15 protein-coding genes and 1 riboswitch are annotated in these 20,835 nt (G+C 52.3%); of the genes, 11 read left to right on the top strand and 4 right to left on the bottom strand.

The window, feature by feature from the left end:
- The first annotated feature begins 199 nt into the window (after window positions 1–199).
- Window positions 200–1,531: an MBL fold metallo-hydrolase gene (locus WH45_RS16415; RefSeq protein WP_046215513.1), complete on the top strand. Its 1,332-nt coding sequence runs from the start codon at window positions 200–202 to the stop codon at window positions 1,529–1,531.
- A 198-nt stretch (window positions 1,532–1,729) separates the two neighbouring features.
- Here the strand turns inward: WH45_RS16415 and WH45_RS16420 are convergent, their stop codons facing one another.
- Window positions 1,730–2,614 (bottom strand): LysR substrate-binding domain-containing protein, encoded by an 885-nt coding sequence (locus WH45_RS16420; RefSeq protein WP_046215514.1) that lies wholly within the window; start codon window positions 2,612–2,614, stop codon window positions 1,730–1,732.
- 256 nt (window positions 2,615–2,870) lie between these two features.
- Between WH45_RS16420 and WH45_RS16425 the strand changes: the two genes are divergently transcribed.
- From WH45_RS16425 to WH45_RS16445, 5 genes are all read left to right on the top strand, one after another.
- Complete coding sequence (locus tag WH45_RS16425) at window positions 2,871–3,890, top strand: ABC transporter ATP-binding protein (protein WP_046215515.1); 1,020 nt, start codon at window positions 2,871–2,873, stop codon at window positions 3,888–3,890.
- 116 nt (window positions 3,891–4,006) lie between these two features.
- Window positions 4,007–5,044 carry an ABC transporter substrate-binding protein gene (locus WH45_RS16430; RefSeq protein ID WP_046215516.1) on the top strand — a complete coding sequence of 346 codons (1,038 nt, stop codon included), beginning with the start codon at window positions 4,007–4,009 and terminating at the stop codon, window positions 5,042–5,044.
- A 34-nt stretch (window positions 5,045–5,078) separates the two neighbouring features.
- Window positions 5,079–6,740, top strand: a complete 1,662-nt coding sequence (locus WH45_RS16435) for an ABC transporter permease (protein WP_046215517.1) — start codon at window positions 5,079–5,081, stop codon at window positions 6,738–6,740.
- On the top strand, window positions 6,740–8,065 hold the full coding sequence (locus tag WH45_RS16440) for an MBL fold metallo-hydrolase (protein ID WP_046215518.1): 1,326 nt from the start codon (window positions 6,740–6,742) through the stop codon (window positions 8,063–8,065). Before WH45_RS16435 ends, WH45_RS16440 begins: the two co-directional genes overlap by 1 nt.
- Before the next feature lie 349 nt (window positions 8,066–8,414).
- A complete protein-coding gene (locus tag WH45_RS16445) occupies window positions 8,415–9,227 on the top strand; it encodes a CYTH domain-containing protein (protein WP_046215666.1) in 813 nt (270 codons plus the stop codon).
- Between the two features lie 200 nt (window positions 9,228–9,427).
- On the opposite strand, the gene WH45_RS16450 is transcribed toward WH45_RS16445, so the two are convergent.
- Both WH45_RS16450 and WH45_RS16455 read right to left on the bottom strand, forming a co-directional pair.
- Window positions 9,428–10,255: a carbonic anhydrase gene (locus tag WH45_RS16450; RefSeq protein ID WP_052723820.1), complete on the bottom strand. Its 828-nt coding sequence runs from the start codon at window positions 10,253–10,255 to the stop codon at window positions 9,428–9,430.
- A 243-nt stretch (window positions 10,256–10,498) separates the two neighbouring features.
- Complete coding sequence (locus tag WH45_RS16455; RefSeq protein WP_046215519.1) at window positions 10,499–10,792, bottom strand: hypothetical protein; 294 nt, start codon at window positions 10,790–10,792, stop codon at window positions 10,499–10,501.
- Window positions 10,793–11,146: 354 nt separating this feature from the next.
- Window positions 11,147–11,299, top strand: a riboswitch (FMN riboswitch).
- A gap of 139 nt (window positions 11,300–11,438) precedes the next feature.
- Here WH45_RS16455 and WH45_RS16460 point away from each other — a divergent pair.
- Window positions 11,439–12,419 carry a DMT family transporter gene (locus WH45_RS16460; RefSeq protein WP_046215520.1) on the top strand — a complete coding sequence of 327 codons (981 nt, stop codon included), beginning with the start codon at window positions 11,439–11,441 and terminating at the stop codon, window positions 12,417–12,419.
- Between the two features lie 143 nt (window positions 12,420–12,562).
- On the opposite strand, the gene WH45_RS16465 is transcribed toward WH45_RS16460, so the two are convergent.
- Window positions 12,563–13,957 carry a family 43 glycosylhydrolase gene (locus WH45_RS16465; protein WP_052723821.1) on the bottom strand — a complete coding sequence of 465 codons (1,395 nt, stop codon included), beginning with the start codon at window positions 13,955–13,957 and terminating at the stop codon, window positions 12,563–12,565.
- Window positions 13,958–14,329: 372 nt separating this feature from the next.
- Between WH45_RS16465 and WH45_RS16470 the strand changes: the two genes are divergently transcribed.
- The 4 genes from WH45_RS16470 to WH45_RS16485 all read left to right on the top strand — a co-directional run bounded on the left by WH45_RS16470 (window position 14,330) and on the right by WH45_RS16485 (window position 20,690).
- Window positions 14,330–15,682 carry an extracellular solute-binding protein gene (locus tag WH45_RS16470; protein ID WP_052723822.1) on the top strand — a complete coding sequence of 451 codons (1,353 nt, stop codon included), beginning with the start codon at window positions 14,330–14,332 and terminating at the stop codon, window positions 15,680–15,682.
- Window positions 15,683–15,685: 3 nt separating this feature from the next.
- Window positions 15,686–17,479, top strand: coding sequence for a cache domain-containing sensor histidine kinase (locus tag WH45_RS16475; protein ID WP_046215521.1), 1,794 nt, complete (start codon window positions 15,686–15,688; stop codon window positions 17,477–17,479).
- A gap of 91 nt (window positions 17,480–17,570) precedes the next feature.
- Window positions 17,571–19,175, top strand: coding sequence for a response regulator (locus WH45_RS16480; protein ID WP_046215522.1), 1,605 nt, complete (start codon window positions 17,571–17,573; stop codon window positions 19,173–19,175).
- A 222-nt stretch (window positions 19,176–19,397) separates the two neighbouring features.
- On the top strand, window positions 19,398–20,690 hold the full coding sequence (locus tag WH45_RS16485) for an ABC transporter substrate-binding protein (protein WP_046215523.1): 1,293 nt from the start codon (window positions 19,398–19,400) through the stop codon (window positions 20,688–20,690).
- Window positions 20,691–20,835 lie beyond the last annotated feature (145 nt).

Raw genomic sequence — 20,835 nt, forward strand, 5'->3', positions numbered from 1 at the left:
ATTGTCTGCGTATGATTAAAACGAACACCGGCGTATCGCATAAAAGTTTATACTGCGTTTACATTAACCATATACTGTATACAAATTAGACAGATATACTGATCAAGAAACCATTGTATCGTCTTAGATCAGAGGAAAAGTAAATACGGTTTGAAACCGCTTCTGCTGAAAAATGGTCAAAACAGGTGGAGTGAATATCATGATGGAGCTTACTATTCTCGGTGGAGCAGGCGAGCAGAGCCGTTCCAGTTATCTGCTCCGGCAGGAAGATCAGTATTTGCTGCTGGATTGCGGAATGGATATAGCAGAGGAGACCGGTAATTCACCAGATAGACTGAGGCATATAATGTCCAGGCTTCAGGCTGTCTTTTTGTCACATGCTCATGAGGATCATAGCATCGGACTGCCACTGCTGGAGCGTTATGGGTATACCGGTGAAGTATGGACAACACGGGCGACAGTGAGGCAGCTGCCCGTCTGTCTCAAAGCGCTGGAGGAACATCAATATGCGATTGCTGATGGTGGAACGGTATCTCCGCCAGCAGAACAGGAGACGATTGGCAATATTCGTTTCCGCTATCTCGAAGATATCGCGCCCAGAGGCGAATGGACGTGGGTGCATCCGAATATGGAAGTGTGCTGGGGAAGAGCCGGCCATCTGCCTGGTTCCATCTGGGTCGCGGTCAGCTGGTATGGCAAAATGATTCTCTATACCGGTGATTACAGCGCCGAATCCAGACTGCTGGAAGCGGACCGCCCGCTGCATCACTCCCGTATTCTGTCACGCGCCTATCCGGCTCCAGGCAAGATTCCGGATCTGGATCTGGCGATTGTCGATGCGGCGTATGGGGTGGACACGGACCGTCAGGGCAACAAGCTCTCCCAGCTGAATCGTTATATGAAAGAAACACTCAAGCAGGGTGGAGCCATTCTGCTGCCGGTACCTGTGTATGGCAGAGGGCAGGAGCTGATGCTCTGGGCGAGTGAACAGTTTGCCGATATCCCGATTCTGGTCGAATCGGATCTGCTGGATGCGCTGAAGCTGTTCGCTGCCGAGCCGCACTGGCTGAGAGCCGACGGCACAGCACGGATCGAGCAGCTGCTGCGTCATCCTCGCATTTACCGGATGCATGATGATCCTTCCAGGGAAGAGCTGTTTCTGCGCTATCCCCGGTCGATTTTATTTACCGATGATGGCATGATGCAGTCGGTCAAAGCCCAGCAGCATTATACCCGCATCGCCGCAGGACGGGAGAATCGGGTGATTTTTACCGGTGATCTGGCATATGGATCATTCGGCCGGTCACTGCTCATGGACATGGAGCGCAGAGGCTGCCAGATTCATCATGTGCGGTACAAGGTGCATCAGGGACTGCCGGATGTGCGCCAGATGCTGCTGGATCTCAAAAGCCCGCGTACCCTGCTTGTACACGCGACCCGGCCCCGTACGGACGGTCTGGCCCTGCGGCTGCAGCAGGAAGGGTTCCAGCAGGTACATGCGCTGCAGCCGGAAGACCAGCTTTATTTTTAGAAAGTGTATATTAGGGAATGATTAATATTATCCAAAAGACGCATCCTATCTAAATCATGAACATTATCCAAATGGCGCATGCTGTCCGAATGATCAACATTATGCAAATGACGAGTTATACCCAACCGATAAAAGCGTACTGCAGGAATCTTCATCCGTGCAGTACGCTTTTGTTTTGTACAGCGATAATCCCATGTATTATTCATCGTCAGTCAGACAGGCGGCGAATCGGTGGATCAGTCCGGAGTAGTGACGCTCCTTGTTGTAGGCATAATACAGATACCGGCGCTGTTCCAATCCCGGCAGAGCCCGCATCTGCAGACGCTGCTGGCGTACTTCCTCCTCGACGGCCATACGGGAGAGAAAGGCGGCGTAACCGCCGAGCATGACCGAGCGCTTGATCGCTTCGGCCGAATCAAGCTCCAGATACTGCCGGGGCTGCAGGCCGATATCGTTCATCCAGCGATCGCTCAGCTGACGTGTGCTGGACTCGCCGCTGTGCAGTACGAGCCGGCTCTGCTGCAGTACCTGCAGATTCAATTCTTCTTCCCGTGCCAGCGGATGATCCGGGGAGAAGATGGCGACGAGCTGGTCTTCCCCGATCAGTCCCTTGACGAGAGCCGGATGTTCAAAAGGCTCGGTCAGCATAATGCCCAGATCAATCTCGTGATTGATCAGCATCTCGCGAGTGACCGGTGACGTCTGCACTGCAATTGAGACATTCACGCCCGGATGCTGCTGGCTGAACCGGTGGATGACTTCGGGCAGCAGATAAGTAGCCGGTACATAGCTGGCTCCGATCCGCAGCTGTCCCCGTTCGAGCGTGCCGAATTCCTGTACGACTCTTCTGGATTCGGCGGCGAGTGCATTGATTTTGATCGCGTAATGCAGCAGGGCTTTGCCGGGTTCACGCAGCAGTACCTTGCCGCCGCGCGATTCGAAGAGACTCACGCCAAGCTCCTTTTCCAGACTCTTCATATGAAAAGTTACTGTCGGCTGCTTGAGACCCAGCTCATCCGCGACAGCCGTGATTTTCTGGTGCCTGTTCAGCAGTTCCACGATTTGCAGCTTGATCAGATTCATCTTCGTTATCCTCCACTACCCGCCAATCGATTGGACGGGGCGCTATTTTCGCTTCTGTCTCCAATCTAGCATAGATTTATTCGATGACTGTCAAAACGCAGCATAGTTAAAATTGATACTTCGTTTACATTATCCGCATATAATGCGTAAACTACATGGCTATACTGGGTTCAGAGAGCAGTTGTCTGACCATACTGACGGGCTTTATGTACAGTTACGGATACCGTGGACAATGATTCAGAAGGGGAATACATCAATGACAGAAATTACGCTTCAGGGAGTAAGCAAGAGTTATGGCAGCGTGCAGGCGCTGCAGCCAGTAGATTTGACGATTCTTTCCGGTAAATTTACAACGCTGCTCGGACCATCCGGCTGCGGCAAAACAACATTGCTGCGTCTGATTGCCGGATTGGAGACACCGGATACCGGCGAGGTGCTGGTAGATGGCAAACCGATCTTCTCGCAGCAAAAACGGATTAACATGCCTTCTCATCGCCGGGAGTTTGGGATGGTATTTCAGGAGTTTGCCTTGTGGCCGCATATGACAGTCTATGAAAATGTAGCCTTCAGCCTGAAAGCTTCCGGCCGCAAAAAGCAGATCCGTGAATCGGTAGAACGGGCGCTGGAGCAGGTCCGACTGACGGGAATGCAGCAACGGCAACCTCATCAGCTGTCCGGCGGACAGCAGCAGCGGGTCGCCTTTGCCAGAGCGATTGTGATGCAGCCCGGACTGATCCTGTTCGACGAGCCGCTCAGTGCACTGGATGCCCTGCTGAGGGAAGAGATGCGTCATGAGCTGATGGGTCTGGTGCGCGAGCTGGGAATTACGGCTCTGTATGTCACCCATGACCAGACCGAAGCGATGTCGATGTCGGATGAAATTATCGTTATGCAGAGCGGCACCATCCTGCAGCGCGGTACACCGGAAGACATTTACCGGCAGCCTGCCGACCCGTTCGTCGCCCGGTTCATCGGACGATCGAACTGGATCGAGCCTGGACAGTCACTGTTCCGGCCGGAACACGGATGCTGGGAATCGACCCGGGAAGCGGGCGAACATACATACAGCGCCATCATCCGCAGAGTCAGTTATATGGGAGATCGGTACGAGATAGAGATGGACGCCGGACAGGAACGGATCTGGACCGGCTATCATACACAGCGTATGCAGCCCGGCGACGAAGTGCAGATCCATATTGCCCCTCATCATGTATGCAGGGTGAACCATGCAGAGGACGATATCAAGCTGCACAGCGGCCGGCAGCATATTTCCTGAGATGAATATACATTGCTGGTGGTGTTCATACACCAATCATACAGTTGATACATGAAATAAAAGAAAGTAATAACACATGAATTATCACTATTTATTATTCGGGAGGAATCATTCAGATGAAATGGAATCAAACGTGGAAAAAAGCAGGTCTGCTCGCCATCACGGCAGTTATGGGTACAACGCTGGCAGGCTGCGGCGCAGCAGGCAACAGTGTCAGTCAGGCTGCTGACGGCCAAGCAAAAGATAGCGGTACACTGGTCGTGTACAGCGCCGGACCGGAAGGACTCGCCAAAAAGATCGAAGAAGGATTTGAAGCGAAGACCGGCATTCAGGTAGAGATGTTCCAGGGAACGACAGGCAAGATTTTATCCAGAATGGAAGCGGAGAAATCCAATCCGGTTGTTGACGTGGTTGTGCTGGCGTCCCTGCCGTCCATGCAGTCGATGGCCAAGGATGGACTCACCCTTCCTTATGCCGATGCCCCAAACAGCGACAAGCTGGTAAAAGACTGGTCTGATCCAAACGGCAATTATTTTAGCTACAGCGCCTCTGCGCTCGGCATCGTATACAACACCAGCCAGGTGAAAACTCCGCCAACTTCCTGGGCAGATCTCACCAAGCCGGAATGGAAAGACAAAGTCAATATTCCCGATCCATCGCTGTCCGGCTCTGCACTGGACTTTATTACTGGTTATCTGAGTGCCAAAGGGGATAGCGGCTGGTCACTGTTCGAGCAGTACAAACAAAATGGAGTTGCCATGGCAGGAGCCAACCAGGAAGCGCTTGATCCGGTAATTACCGGAGCCAAAGATGTAGTGGCCGCAGGCGTCGACTATATGGCGTACAAAGCCAAAGCGGACGGTGAACCGGTCGATATCGTCTATCCGGCGGAAGGCACGGTAATCAGCCCGCGTCCGGCAGCCATTATCAAGACGACCCAGCATGAGCAGCAGGCCAAGCAGTTTATCGATTATCTGCTGTCCGATGATGCCCAGAAGCTGGTAGCCGGTGCCTATCTGCTGCCTGGACGAACCGATATTCAGGCGGAAAATCGTACGAATCTGGCAGACATTCCAGCCTATCCGGTGAAATGGGACTGGATGGATGAGCATGGTGAGGAAGTCGCGAGCCGTTTTACCGGACTGTATCAATAACACTTATTAATTAATCAACCTGAGGGTGAATAGAATGATCCATTATCGCAAATGGAGTACGGCTGCAGCATTTCTGCTGCTCGCCGTACTCATTGTTTTTCCACTGCTGCTGATTTTCTATACGGCAGTAGAGCGGGACGGGCATATTGATCCCGCTGCTCCGCTGCAGATGTTCGCCAGCAGTAATCTGGCTTCTGTCCTGTTCAACTCACTCTGGCTTGGCGTGCTCGTTATTGTCGTTACGACAATACTGGCGCTGCCGCTCGCCTGGATCATGGCACGTTCGCCGCTCGGCCGGCAGCGCTGGCTGGATGTGGTGCTGCTCATTCCATTTATGACACCGCCTTACATCGGCTCGATGGGCTGGATGCTGTTTATGCAGAAAAATGGGTATATGGAACAGCTGCTGCCTGCATCTGCTGCATGGACGCCTGCCTTTTTCAGTCTGGGTGGCATGGTCATGATTATGAGTCTGCATCTGTTTCCGTTCCTGTATCTGATTCTGCGCAATACGCTGCTGCAGATCAGCGGCAGTATGGAAGAAGCGGCTACCGTGCATGGAGGTTCGCCAGGCTATCGGTTTCGCCGTATTATTTTGCCGCTGCTGCTGTCCAGCTATGCCATGGGCGTACTGCTCATTTTTGTCAAAACGATTGCCGAATTCGGTACACCTGCGACATTCGGACGCCGGATCGGTTACTATGTCATGACTTCGGAGATTCACAAATACATTTCCAGCTGGCCGATCGATTTTGGTAAAGCGACTGCACTGGCTTCCCTGCTGCTGAGTGCCTGTCTGGTCATGTGGTACATACAGAGCATACTGAGCAGCCGATATTCCTACCGGTTAACCGGAGGCAAAGGCTCCCGCCAAAAAGGCTATACCCTGACCGGATGGAAAGGATGGCTGAGCGGGCTGTATATTGCCCTACTGCTGGTCGTCTCGATCGGCATTCCCTATTTCTCGGTAATCACCGCTTCGCTGCTGAAACTGCGCGGTGCAGGCATCGCCGCCGGCAACTGGACGTTCAAGCATTATGCCGAGCTGCTGCAGCCGGGTTCGGACAGCATGGAAGCACTGCTGAACAGCTTCACCCTTTCGCTGGCCGCTTCGACGATTGCTGTTGTACTCGGTACCTTCTTTGCCTTAAAAGTGGACCGCGGACAGCGGGTATCGCAGAAGTGGATCGATCTGTTCAGCCTGATGCCCAATACGGTGCCGGGTATCGTGATTGTCGTCGGTCTGATCCTGTTCTGGAATTCACCCTGGATGCCGGTACCGCTGTACAATTCCTATGGCATGGTCGTGCTGACGTATGTGATTCTGTTCCTTCCGTATACGGTCCAGTATGTCAAAGCCAACTACGGACAGATTGATTCGATTCTGCTGCAGGCAGGAGCGATGTCCGGAGGCAGACCGCTGTATGTATTCCGGCGGATTCTGCTGCCGCTGCTGATCCCCGGCATTATCGCCGGCTGGATGATGACATTTACTATTTCCAATCGTGAGCTGGTCGCTTCCCTATTGATTCTCCCGCCGTCGATGCAGACGTCAGCCACGTATATTTTTGCCCAGTTTGAACAAGGGGCGGTCTCTATGGGGATGGCGATGGCTGTCGTCTCTGTCGGCATTACCACTGTGCTGCTGCTCATTTTGAATGCACTGCCTTCGACACGCGGAGGGCGGCAGGCCTGATGGAACTGACAGTACTCGGCGGTGCGGGAGAACATGGCAGATCGAGTTATCTGCTGACACACGAGCAGCAGCATCTGCTGTTGGATTATGGTGTCAAAAAAGAAGGCGGCGGTGTCTATCCGCTGATGGATCATATGGAGGAGTGGATTGGCGGGCTGCAGGCTGTATTTCTGTCCCATGCGCATGAAGATCACTGTATTGCGCTGCCTGTGCTGTATCGACATGGCTACAAGGGAGACGTATGGACGACCAGAGCGACGGTCAACCAGCTGCCGGTTTATTTTGAAGCCTGGAAGAGATACACCGATAAATGTGCGGCTCCGCGTCCCTATGACGATCAGGACGAGCAGCGCATCCGGTATCGCTATCTGGAGGATGTTATTCCGGCCGGACGCTGGGGTACGCTCCTGCCCGGTCTGGACGTATGCTGGGGGCGATCCGGACACCTGCCGGGTTCCATCTGGATTGCCCTGTCGTGGAAAGGAAAGCGGATCTTTTTCTCCGGCGATTATACGAGTGAATCGCAGCTGCTGGATGCCGATCGCCCGCTGCATCAGGCTCGCAGATTATCCGGAACTCCGTCCGTCCAGGGCATTTTACCGGATCTGGATCTGGCGATTATGGATGCAGCGTATGGAGCCGATCCTGAGCTGCAGCTGAACAAGCTCGCTCAATTAAAAGCGCATATGGATGCAGCCTTAAGCCAGGGAGGTTCGGTATTGCTGCCTGTTCCTCTCTATGGAAGAGGACAGGAGCTGATGCTGTGGGCAAGCGAGCAGTATCCGGATATACCGGTGCTGGTGGAATCGGTCCTGCTGAAAGGCATTGAGCTGTTCGCAGATTACAGCGGCTGGCTGCATCAGGATGCACTGGCCCGGATGGAGCGGGCACTCCATTATCCGAATCTGCACCGGATCGGCAGCGATGAATCGCCTGCCCGGTTGTATAAGCATTACGGTCAGGCCATTGTGCTTGTCACTGACGGGATGATGCAGTCATCGATCGCCCGGCAGCATTATGACTGGCTCGCGGAGGAGGAGCGCAACACCGTTATTCTGACCGGCCATCTGGCTGCGGGTTCCTTTGGCCGCCGGATGCTGGAGCAGTACAGGATGAACCAGAGCGGCTGCGCTGTACATTATGTACGGTACAAAGTACATCAGGGACTGCCGGATGTACGCCAGATGCTGAGTGATCTGAATGATCCGCCCACCGTGCTTGTCCATGCGCCCAAGCCGAGAACGGACAGTCTAGCGCTGCGACTGCAGCAGGAAGGATTCCGGCATATCCATTCGCTGACCCCGTCGGCCAAGCTGAATATTTGAATACAGATGCAGTGCAATGAAGAGAAAAGAGAGAAGAGAAAACCGGAATGGTGCATCAGCGCCGTTTCGGTATTTTTTTGATCTCGTTGTTGCTACCTGTAGTTATAAGGATATTCACCGTAGAATGATAGAACGGTATTGAATAATTGATGGCTGGCATATAGAGATTATGTGGATAATTAATCATTTGGCATAGAAATAATGAATTCCCTTTAATTCGCAGCGGCTACAATGAATTTGCAGGACATGTGTGACACCAATCCATGGACAAGGGGAGAAGAACAACGTGAACAATAATGGGGTACAGGGCTGGAAAAAGACGGTTGCAATATGGGTAAGCAGTACGGTAATGGCAGGCTCATTCATGATGGTACAGCCTTCAGCTCCGGTTGAAGCGGCAGCCAATATGACGCCGGGTTATGAAGTGAAGTTTGTATTGAATCAGAACGTATTAGACCCTGATTCCACCCCGGACGCGGAACTGAGCAGTGCATTTGGACTGCCGGGCAGCGGCCAAAAGATCGCAGTCGAATACTTTGATACGGATGGACAGAACCTGAATGAACAGGGCTGGAATGTGCGCCTGCGCAAAAAAGAAGACAAAAAGAATTATGAAATCACATACAAAAAGCGCTATCCCGTTACCAATGGCGATATTAACGCTGCGCTGACGCTTGCCAATAAAGAAGGCTTTGACGCTGGTGATACCAATTATGAAGCCGAGATCGATTGGGGCTATGGCAAGCAGACGCTGAGCCTGTCCAACGACAAAGATATCAAAACGTCCGACACCAAAGCGACCCTGCCTTCGGAATCCAAAGCACTGGATATGATCCTGGACAAGCTGCCCGGCAAACTGGATGACTGGAAAGGCCAATCTCACTGGGGCAAGCAGCAGCTGGAAGATTCCCGTGCCTATGGTCCGGTAATGGCCAGCAAATACAAAGGCACCTGGAATGGCATCGAAGTTGATGTGGAAGTATGGCCGATCCGCACTGCAGATGGTTCCAGCACAGAGCCAATCGTTGAAATCTCCTTCAAAGCGGATGAGTATGCCGATGCAGCAGCCAACCGCCAGAAATTGATGAATTACCTGAATCAGGAAGGCTGGCTCGTACCGCAGGATTCACTCAAAACCCAGCTTGTCCTGGATCGTTACTGATCAACCAGCGATTGTTCGCAGTACAGATTACTGATGTGACAGCAATCTGTATTGATGGTAATAGGGTTCAACCGATTCATCATGGATTTATATCCAGTTGGATACAGGAAGATAGGCACACAGGAAGATATGGAAAAGCAGGTAGGAATCCCTCAAAAAGGTACCCTGCCTGCTTTTTGCCAATATAACCATATATCTTCCTACTGCTCGGTATACAATTCCCGGGAACCGACAGACTGCACCGGCCGGTGATTGTCAGGGAAAATGGTGGCAAAACGCTGAATCTGTTCGGCGGACAGCTCAATCGGCTGCTCCAGCACGGTCCAGCTCACATGCTCGGTGCAAGGAGGCGTGGTCAGTGAGCCGGTGTAATGAACCGCATGGCGATCCGCTGGCAGCAGCTTGGACAGCTGAATGGGGTCAGCCAAAGGAACTTCCTGCTCGCTTTCATGATCCGGTAGATGACTCCACAGCTGGTCAAAGGCATGGTTATCGCTGCCCGGATGAATGAGGATGCCGAGCACAGCACTTTGTCCGTCTGCGCTTTTATGAACAAGATGCAGTTCCATTTCGGCGTTTTTGCCATCGATCTGATGCTCGCTCGGATGATGGAAATGGAACTGGGCCAACGTATATTTCCGGCCTTCAATCATAATATAGTTATCCTTGTTCTGCACATTGACCTGAATCGTATGTCCGTTATTAATGACGGTCACCGGGGTGGTGCTGTAGTGGATATCAACCGGATGCACGGTGGGGGAAGGCACCAGCCGGGCGTGTTCGATATCAATCGGAGACTGTTCCTGACCGGTACGGCAGGCGGAGAATCCGGTCTCCAGTTCGGCCCAGTGAGCAGGTCCATGTTCCTGATCATACGACCAGTGGGCTGCGGGTGCTGCTGTAGTGGAATCAGCCGCCTGACCCGCAGACTCGGCAGGTACAGATGCAGGAGCAGGATTGGCCTGTCCACAGCCTGCGAGCAGCAGCAGAGCAGCGGATAAAGCAGTGAATTGCCATGTTCGGTTCATTATAATCCTTCTTTCAGCTAAAATAGTCACTATTATATTGTAAAATAATACATATTATGTATCAAATGAGAACAATCACATTTTAGCTTGCAGATATAACAATACCTGCACGATTGGGTATGAAGCCGCGTAACATGCGAATGGAATATGAAATAGAGTAGAGGGAATTACCAGATAGAGATGGAAAATGGTATAAAAAAAGAAGCTCCTCTGCGGAAGGAGCTTCTTTTTGGTGCTTACGGATTAGTAACCGGAGCCTGTAGATGAATTGATCGCACTCATGAATGCTGCACCAAAAATGACAATGAGCAGTACATACAGCACGATACCGATAGCCATCCATACAAGCGCTGCTTTGGCATAGTTGGCTTTGGATGGGTTGGTGCTGCCGCTGAAGCCCCATACAAACAGCATAACAATGTTTACAATTGGAATAGCCATCAGCAGAATCGTGATCATCCAATCCTTGAAGCTTATTACTCCAGTGTTATATCCTGGTTGACCTGGTGGATAGTTGTCTTGTGGCAAATTACTCATGAAAAATACCCCTCTCAATTATGTATATTTTGAAATAAATAATGAGTGATTTATCATAAAAAATGATCTATTCTTGTTGGTTATCTTATTTTACTTAATCGTGTTCTCTCTCTATTGCCAAACTATTCTTTACAAAATGAAAAGGGTAAGCGATACTATAACTAAGTTTGTTGATCGGAATTAAAAGAAAAAAACTGTTAGCTGTACAACCTGTATAAAAACTATTGCAAGTTACTAAAAGTATCTTTATAATGAGACATATTGAAAGATTAACCCATGGAAATTTCAAAGTGAGTTTTCAAGGTTAATAGGAATTTCAAGGCTAATAAGAATGATGATAATTACTAATCGAATAGAGATCTTCGGGGTAAGGTGAAATTCCTGACCGGCGGTGAATGTTGACTATAGTCAGCAGCAGCCCGCGACTCACTGCTGTGTCACACAGCAGCTGACTGATCTGGTGTAAATCCAGAGCCGACGGTAAAGTCCGGATGGGAGAAGATCAATAAATAGGCTTATGCCGGTTTCTTTACTGATGCCGCATACGTTTATTTGATCAAGCCCCCGACTGTCGACTTCTCGATATCGGGGGCTTTCCGCATTAAGATCTCCTATTCAAATTCTAATCATACGAGGAGTTTGAATTATGGAAAATGCCAACGCACGTATTCAATCTGCATCATCTGCCAAACAACGTCATATCAAAAGCGGGTTCTGGCTTGTCTTTATCGGAGCAGCCCTATGGGGGATTGATCCACTGTTCCGTATTATCCTGCTGGATTCCTTTACATCTACCCAGATCGTTCTGCTGGAGCATCTGGTGGCACTGCTGTTCGCCGCACCCATCCTGTGGATCAATCGTCAGGAGCTGCGCGGCCTGAAATGGCAGCATGTCGGTGCGCTGCTGTTCCTGTCGTGGGGCGGCTCGGCGCTGGCGACGGTTCTGTTCACGATGGGACTGGCCCATGGGGATCTGAACGCCGTACTGCTGCTGCAAAAGCTGCAGCCGATCTTTGCCATCGTATTGGCCCGTCTGCTGCTCAAGGAAATGCTGCCGCGAGGATTTGGCTGGCTGTTCGTGCTGGCACTGGGCGGTACGTATCTGCTTACCTTCGGTTTTACAATTCCGATTGGTCATATGGGTGACTTTGCCCAGGTTGGTTCCTTGCTGGCATTGGGCGCGGCTGCACTATGGGGCGGTTCCACCGTTATGGGACGTCTAATGGTCGGTAAAATGAAATACGAAACCGTTACTTCGCTGCGGTTCATTCTGGCGATTCCGCTGCTGCTGTTCATGACGCTGAACGAAAATGCTGCCTGGAGCCTGCCGGCGGGGGCGATTCCAGTGACACTGGTCGTCGTTAATCTGCTTGGTCAGGCGCTGCTGCCCGGTCTGCTCAGTCTGCTCATGTATTACAAAGGGCTGTCGACCACTAAAGCTTCGGTCGCTACACTGGCCGAGCTGAGCTTCCCGATGGTGGGTGTACTGATCAACTGGATCGTCTACCAGCAGCTTGTCACCTGGTCCCAGCTGCTTGGATTCCTGCTCATCTGGGGTGTATTGTTCGTCATCTCCAGACAGCAGCAGCCTTCCGAAGCGAAAAATTCCGTGCCTATGGCTTCCTGATCGGAAAGCTGACCCGTACGAATACTCTGATTCTTATATGAATTACGAATGGATATGATCACCATGCAAAAAGCTCCTGCCTATTCACTGATCCGCATAACGGATAGTGGATGGACAGGAGCTTTTTTTGTTACACAGATCGCTTATTTGCGGCCGTCGGCCGGTACGATATCGAAGAAATCGATCTCGCCGTAGCCGTCTCCTTTGGAGAAGCGGATCGTATGCTTGCCGCGACTCAGCTCAAGCAGCTGGGTGGAGAGTCCCCAGTTTTCCCAGCCTTTATTGGTAATATAAAAAGGCGTCGGTGCAGCGCCATCCACGGACAGCATCAGTGTAGACCAGTCCATTCCTGTCGTGCCGTTGGCGGTACGGGCGGAGAGAATATATTTGCCGTCTGCCGGAATTTTGATCGTGTATTCGGCGTAGCTGTCCGGAAGATCGATATGTCCGGCTTTGGAACCTTTGGAGCCATTTTCGCTGGACGAAGCATAAGCACCGCCGCCAAAGACAGCATTTTCCGCTTCATAGCGGGTATGCTTCGGTTCACCGGAAGGCAGGCTGACCGGGCGGTTGGCGGCTGCAGGCTCGTCCAGATCGGGAGTGCCGTCTCTGTTCCAGTCGAATTCCTGGGCGCGGATCTCCCGGTTCCAGCCGGAGCCATCGAATTTGGCGGCATGATAGATAATCCAGTCTTCACGGCCATCCGGGGAAGTCGTGAGGGAAGCGTGCCCCGGTCCATAGATGCCATTCGCCGAAGCGAATACAGGCTTCTCCCGTTTGGTCCAGGAAGCAGGATTCATCAGATCCTTGCGGGTATCGGCTGTGATGAGGCCGAGGGAATAATCATTGGTCCAGCTGCCGCTGGCTGAGTAGAGCAGGTTGATGGTGCGGCCTTTGATATAGACCTGTGGACCTTCATTGACATTGGGCTGATGATTGGTCTCCCAGTCGTATGTGGGCCGGGCAATCTCTACCCGTTCCGAGCTGATCGTCCATGGGTCGCTCATACGGGCGATGTACAGATGCTGGCTGACATTTTCGGTGCCTTCCCAGCCGGACCAGATATAATACAGCTGATCGCCGATGGCGAACGGGGTACCGTCAATGCCCCAGCGATTGGTCGAATCGGTGAGCTGGCCCTTGTCTGTCCAGGTACCCTGCATCGGATCGGCCGCTGTATTTTCCATAACATACATCCGGTGATTGGCATTGTCGCCGTCATCCTTGGCGTAATACACGTACCAGGCGCCATTCAGATAATGAATCTCAGGCGCCCATACATTTTGTCCACCGGTCGTAATCTCGCGCTTCTCGGCAGCATCCACACCGGTAATGGTGGAGGACTTCCAGATGGTCACGTTATTGCCGGTTGTTTTGGTAAAATAGTAAAATCCGTCGGTATGCTTGTACATCCATGGATCCGCGCCATCCTGCATAATGACAGAGTAGAATTTCTTGGTGGAACTGGATTTGCTGGTATGTTCTCTGTCAGCGGATGCGATTCCGGCGGAACTGCTGCTAAGTATCAATACAGCCATAATAAATAGGAATCCCCCTTTAATAATAAGTCGATACGGTTTCATTCAACAGACCCCTCTCTTCAATTATTAAAACGCTTACATTTAGAACTGTACAGCAGACATTCCTTCTGGAACAGGACAATATTTTGGAAGGATGGACATTCCATTGGAGATTCATGCCTGCTGGATTCCTAAAGCTAGCGGAAACGGTTATACTTCCTTGCCAGCAGGTAGATATGGTGTAGGGGAACAGAGGGCTTTGGACAGAGAGTAGTGAGAAACAAGCAGAGAGAACAGTGGAAAATACCAGCAAGAAAAATGGCGGCAGTGAAGTGCAGTGAAGGAAAAGTGAGGCAGTAATTCACATATTGCAGTAGAGGGAGGGAGCCTATGCGGCAGCAATGGAAAAATTATAAAAATCCCGGCCGCAAGCTGTGGGTACTGGCGGTTGCGGTCGTTGTGCTGCTACTGTTGGCTTACAGTATGTATGCCCTGGAGTCCAACCGCAGGCAGGACACGGTCAGCCAGCTGGCGCTGAAAGGGAATGTTGGAGAGGCCAATGATACGATCCAGATTCATTTCTGGACACCATTTAGCGGCGGGGATATCTCATTTATGCAGGAGCTGGTCCGGCAGTATAACGAGCAGAATACCGACCATATTCAAGTCACGATGAAAAATAACAAGCTGGACGATTATTACACCAAGCTGTCTACAGCGATCGTGACCGAGGAGGCGCCGGATGTGGCTGTAGTCCACGCTTCGATGTATGCACAGTACATTCCGGCCCAATTTATTACGGATATCAGTACGGTATCTACGCAGAGCGGAGTACAGTGGAACCGTTTTAATCCGGCGATACTGAAGCGTACCGTAACGGATGGCAGGCATTATGGTCTTCCGCTGGATACCCATTTCAGCGTACTGTATTACAACAAGAAATGGCTGGAACAGGCTGGCGTATACAAGGATGGTCAGGTCATCATCAAGCCGGGAGAGGAGGGATTTATGGAATTTCTGCAGACGATTCAGCGCAAAGTGCCGGCGGATGTCGCACCGCTGGCTGTGCCCAATGTACGCATTGACTCGCTGTGGCTGTGGTGGTCGCTCTATGCGCAGATGGAAGGTGGAGGAATGCTGTATACGCCGGACGGCAGCAGGGCTTTGCTGAATATGCCGGCTGCACGGCAGTCGCTAGAGCAGGTCGCTTCCCTGTACGATCAGCAGCTGATTCCGCCGGATATCAACAATGCGACGATTCAGTTTGCCCAGGGTAAGGCGGCGCTGCTGTTTTTGGGAGTGTGGTCGATAGGTTCTTTTGAGCAGGTGGAGGGATTGGACTTTGGCGTGATGCCGTTTCCGCAAATTTATGACAAACCGGGTTCCTGGGGAGATGCGCATACGCTCGCTTTTCCGGTGCATAGCGATCAGGACCCACGTCGTCTCGCCGCAGCAGTCAAATTTGCCGAATGGCTGGCCAATCATGGAGCGGTCTGGGGCAAGGCTGGACATGTACCGGCTGTGCGTGATCAGGCGGCATCGGAGTCCTATCTCTCGCTGCCGTACCGCCGGGAATATGCCGGAGCGGCGGATGATGTGGAGTATTTCCCGGAGCATCCCAAGCAGAGTGAAGTGAACGATGCCCTGGTCAATGAACTGGAGAAGCTCTGGTACGGCAAGCAGACGGTCGATCAGATGCTGGATCGTCTGGAGCCTTTGATTAATGGCATTTTAAAGGAGTAAGCGATGAAAAAGTGGCTGGAACGATGGAAAAATATGCGACTCGTCAATCGCCTCATTCTGATGAACACGGTTCTGATCTCGATTCCGCTCATTATCTCTTCCTGGATCAGCAGTATCGGGTATTCCAATTCGATTCAGGCGAATGTGGGCAGATATCAGGCCGATGTGGTACGGGAATTTACAGCAAATACGGATGTCTTTATGAATGAGCTGGTGCTGCTGTCCGTGACACCCTATCAGTCGCCGGAGCTGCTGAATTATCTGGAACAGAGTGGATCGCACAGCCGGGAGATGGATATCTATGAGCAGCGTCTGCTGCTGGAAAGCTTTGTCCGGCGGATTCTGGTCAATGGACGCGTCGATGTAACCGGGGTGTCGCTGTTATCCGATCATGCCCGTTCCTATGTGGAGCTGCCGGACAGTCCCGGACGTTTTGCGGAAGCAGCCGACGAGGAGCGTGTGCTTCCTGTCGGCACAAAGCTGTCGGGCAAAGGATACTTTGCCGCTCCGCATGCGCTGCTGTCGGACAATGGTTCGACATATGAAGTATTCTCGATTATTCGCCAGATCCGCAGTCTGGAAAATGGTCGTCCGCTCGGTACGCTGGTCATCAATGTACCGGAGGAAGCGCTGATTCAGCGGATTCGCAATCTGGAGAGTTCGCAGACCTCCGCATTTGCGATGGTGGATCAGCAGGGGAACTACATTTATCGCAGCAGCGCCTTTGTGCTGACGGATCAGGTGCTTACCGGCTACCGGGGAGAAGGGACGCTGACACTGGACAATGACGGCCAGCCTGTACTGCTGACCTATCAGACCTCTCCGGTAACCGGCTGGACGGTGCTGCAGGCAGTACCGCTGTCCGTACTGCTGCAGGATGCGAGCCGGATCAATCAGCAGATGATCTGGCTGGGCGGTCTCTGTCTGCTATTGTCGGTGCTGCTGTCTGTCATTCACTCGATGCGGATCACCCGTCCGCTCAGCCGGCTGCGTGATTCGATGAAGCTGGTGGAGCGGGGGCAGTTCGATATCGAGCTGCCTGCCCGAAATATGGACGAGATCGGGCATCTGAGCCGGGCTTTTAATATGATGGTCTCTCGTCTCGGACGCCTGACCTACCGGCTGTACGAGACGGAGATCAGGGAAAAGAATGCACAGATTGCTTCGCTGCAGAGCCAGATCAATCCGCATTTTCTGTATAATACGCTCGGTTCAATCAGCATGTATGCCGAGCTGGAGGACAATCGGGAAATTGTACAGATGACCGGTCATCTGAGCGCCCTGCTGCGCTACAGCATCGGCGGTGAGCATACCGACGTGACGATCGCTCAGGAGCTGGAGCATGTACGTGGCTATCTGGCGATCCAGCAGATCCGCTATGGAGAGCGGCTGTCCTATGAAGTGGATGCCCCCGAACAGTGGCTGAACTGTCCTATGATCCGTCTGACCCTGCAGCCGGTAGTGGAAAATGCGATCGTGCATGGACTGGAGCGCGGACGCGGAAATGTGCACATTGTGATCCGTGTATGTCAGGAAGCTGGCAGCGTCAAGATGATGGTACAGGACAACGGACCGGGCATGGAAGAGCATGAGCTTGCCGAGCAGAATGACAAAATGAACAAAGGAGTGCTCCCCGAAGGGCCCGGCGGGCATGGACTGGTCAATGTACATCGCCGTATCGTACTCAAATACGGACAGGCCTATGGCCTGCGTCTGCATAATCTGGAGGAAGGCGGTCTGCAAGTGAGTATTATTGTGCCTGCTGCCCTGCAGATACCGGATGCCAGACAGGCATGAAATCAGTTTCGAATCATCATCAAACCAAAATCGAACAAAATAATTCCATACACGAGGACATGATCATCAAAGAAAGAAAGGGGTACAAAACATGCATAAAGTGCTGGTCGTGGACGACGAGATGATTTTCCGCAAAGGACTTCGCCATCTGATCCAGGGGTTCAATCTGAACTGGGAAGTGTGCGGCGAAGCGAGAGATGGCATGGAGGCGCTGGAGATGATCCGGGAGCAGCAGCCTGATCTGGTCATTACCGATATTCGAATGCCTCGCATGGATGGCATACAGCTGCAGGCAGCGGTGGCCGAGCAGTATCCGGATATCCGCTGTGTGGTGCTCAGCGGATATAATGATTTTGAATATGCGCGCAGCTCCATTCGCAGTGGAGCCCGTGATTATTTATTGAAGCCGGTACAAAAGGATGAACTGTACGCGGCGCTAACCCGGATCGAGGCGGAGCTGGATACCCGTGAAGCGGTCCGCCCGATCAGCAGGCCGTCCGAACAGCTGATGAGGCAGCAGCTGCTGTCCGGTATCGTACACGGACGAATCGCTTATGATGCGGCAGAGCTGCTGGAAGAAGCCGGATTATCCTTTGACGGGAAAAAGGTATACTGTCTAATCGCCCAGCTGGACCGTAGCTCTGTCGCCGAACAACGGTATCATCAGACCGACCCGGAGCTGTTCCTGCTGTATATTCAGCAGTTTGTACGCGAGGTCATTCTGACCGACTGGCCCGGTTATACCTTTATGGAACAGCAGCGGGTCGTGACATTGATCCAGGCCGAGCAGGATGAAGATGCCGAAGTCCGCATCCGTCAGCAGGCCGGTCAGCTGGTTCGTACGATCAAGCGGATGTCCCAGCTGACCATTACGGTCGGTATCGGGCGGGGTGCGATCGATCTGGAATCTGTCCCCCGTTCCTATCGGGAAGCGGAGGTGGCACTGCTGTACCGCCTGACGACCGGAGGGGATCGGGTACTGGTCTATCCCTCCCAGCCGATAGCCGGGCAGTCGGATCATCCGGTACGTCTGCCTGCAGCGGACAGGCACTTTCTGGAGCAGCTGCTGTCCCAGGCGGATGGCGGTCAGCTAAACCGGCAGGTACAGGAATTTATCGATCGGCTCTGCCGCCAGATCAGTCAGCCCCAGATCGTACAGCAGCAGATCAGCCGGATCATGATGGAATGTTACGAGATTGCGCTCGACTACGGTATTGTGGATAGCTGGCTGCAGGGCGGGGATATCGGACAGACACTGCAGGAAGTATGGATGATCAATGACCGGCAGGAGCTGGCGGATTACTGTAGCAGCCAGCTGCAGGCGCTGTATGAACTGATCCGGCACCGGGAAGGTCATGTCACCCATGCGGTGGATCAGGTGGTGCAGTATATGGAGGAGCACTATGCCGAGCCGATTACGCTGGGCCTGATGGCTGAAAAGGTCTATCTGAATGCTTCTTATTTAAGCAGCCTGTTCAAAGCCAGGCTGGGCAAATCCTTTATCGAGGTACTGACGGAAATACGCATTCGCGAGGCGATCCGCAGACTGGTGCATACGGATGAGAAAATATCCGGAATTGCCGTCGAGACGGGCTTTGTGAATATCCGGCATTTTAACCGTGTATTCAAGGCGGAGACGCAGATGACACCCAAGCAGTACCGCGAGCACAGGCGCAGTCTATCCAATCCGGTGTAACCAACAGCAGCTGGAGAGGGAGGATGGCACAGTCTATTTTTCTCACGGGATAGCGGATATATGGATCTGCTGCTCTGAAGGGATATACCCAAATATATGTCCATACCATCGAAAAAAGCGTCATGGTTCAGGACCTCCCTGTATTTTAAGATAGGTAATGTAAGCGCTAGCAATTAGAGAGCGGCGCATCACCCATCTTAAAACATACAGGGAGGTCTTGTAATGAGAAGAAATAAATTCCTATCGACCGGCATGCTGCTGCTGGCGATTATGCTGGTATTATCTGCCTGTGCAGGAGGCAGTCAGCCTTCACAGAGCGCAGAGGGCGGAGAGACCGGCGGCAAGACAAAGATTACGTTCTGGACACCGTTCAGCGGTGGCGATGGTGAGTTCATGACGGCCATGATTGACAAGTTCAATCAGGAAAATAAAGAGATTCAGGTCGAACAGCTGAGCAACCGCTCGGAAGATTATTATACCAAGCTGCAGACTTCCCTGGCGTCGGATCAGGCTCCTGATCTGGCTGTACTGCACTCCTCCCGGATGCCGCAGTTTGTGCCATCCGGCTATGTGACACCGCTGGACGATCTGGCTTCATCCGCCGGCGTCAATTGGGATGAATTTAACCCGACGATTCTGGAGTCGACCATTTATGATAATCAGCATTATTCGATTCCACTCGATACGCATGCGATTGTTATGTATTACAACAAGAAATATCTGGAGCAGGCCGGTGTACTCAAGGACGGCAAGCCCGTATTTGAACAGTCTCCGGAAGGATTCACCGAGTTCCTGACCAAAATCAAAAATGCCGTTCCGGCAGACGTGGCACCGCTCGCTCAGCCAAGTGTACGGATTGACGCCTACTGGATGTTCTGGGGCTTCTACAACCAGCTGACCGGTGGAGGCAAGTTCTACGATGCCAATGGCAAAGCTGAGCTGAATAACCCGCAGGCGCTGGAAGCACTGGAATACGTGAACAGCCTGTATACATCCAAGCTGATTCCGCCCAATGTCAATGATGCCGTCAAACTGTTCCAGGATCAGAAAGCCGCAATAGTCATTACTGGTGTATGGAGTACCGGTGCATTTGAGAATATCAAAGGTCTGGACTTTGGCGTCGTACCGATGCCGCAAATCTATGATCAGCCGGCAACATGGGGTGATTCCCATACTCTGGCACTGCCGAAGCACAGCAAGGAAGACCCTGCCAAGCAGCAGGCCGCACTGACTTTCGCCAACTGGCTCGCCCAGCATGGGGACATGTGGGCCAAAGCCGGTCATATCCCGAGCGTAACCAAGGTGCTGGATTCGCAGGAATTCAAGGATCTGCCATACCGCAGTGACTATGCGAAGTCCGCTGATTTCGTCAAATACTGGCCTCGTAACGAGAAACAGGGTCAGGTCAACGATAATGTAATCAAGGAATTCGAGAAAATGATGGCAGGCAAACAGGACCCGGCGACCACGCTGGAAAAATCCAATGCCGTGATCGATAAAACGACAGGCCAGTAAGGATGCAAAAGGCATAGAGCGGAAAAGGCAGTCGCCGATTCCGCTCTCTCCGCCTGTGCAGCCGTCTCCCTGGCACATAAATCGGATTGGCCCTGACTCGTCATGTCATGGCTGCACCGGATGAACGACAACAGAAAGGGGAATT

The organism is Paenibacillus wulumuqiensis (assembly GCF_000971965.1).
GTDB lineage: Bacteria > Bacillota > Bacilli > Paenibacillales > Paenibacillaceae > Saccharibacillus > Saccharibacillus wulumuqiensis.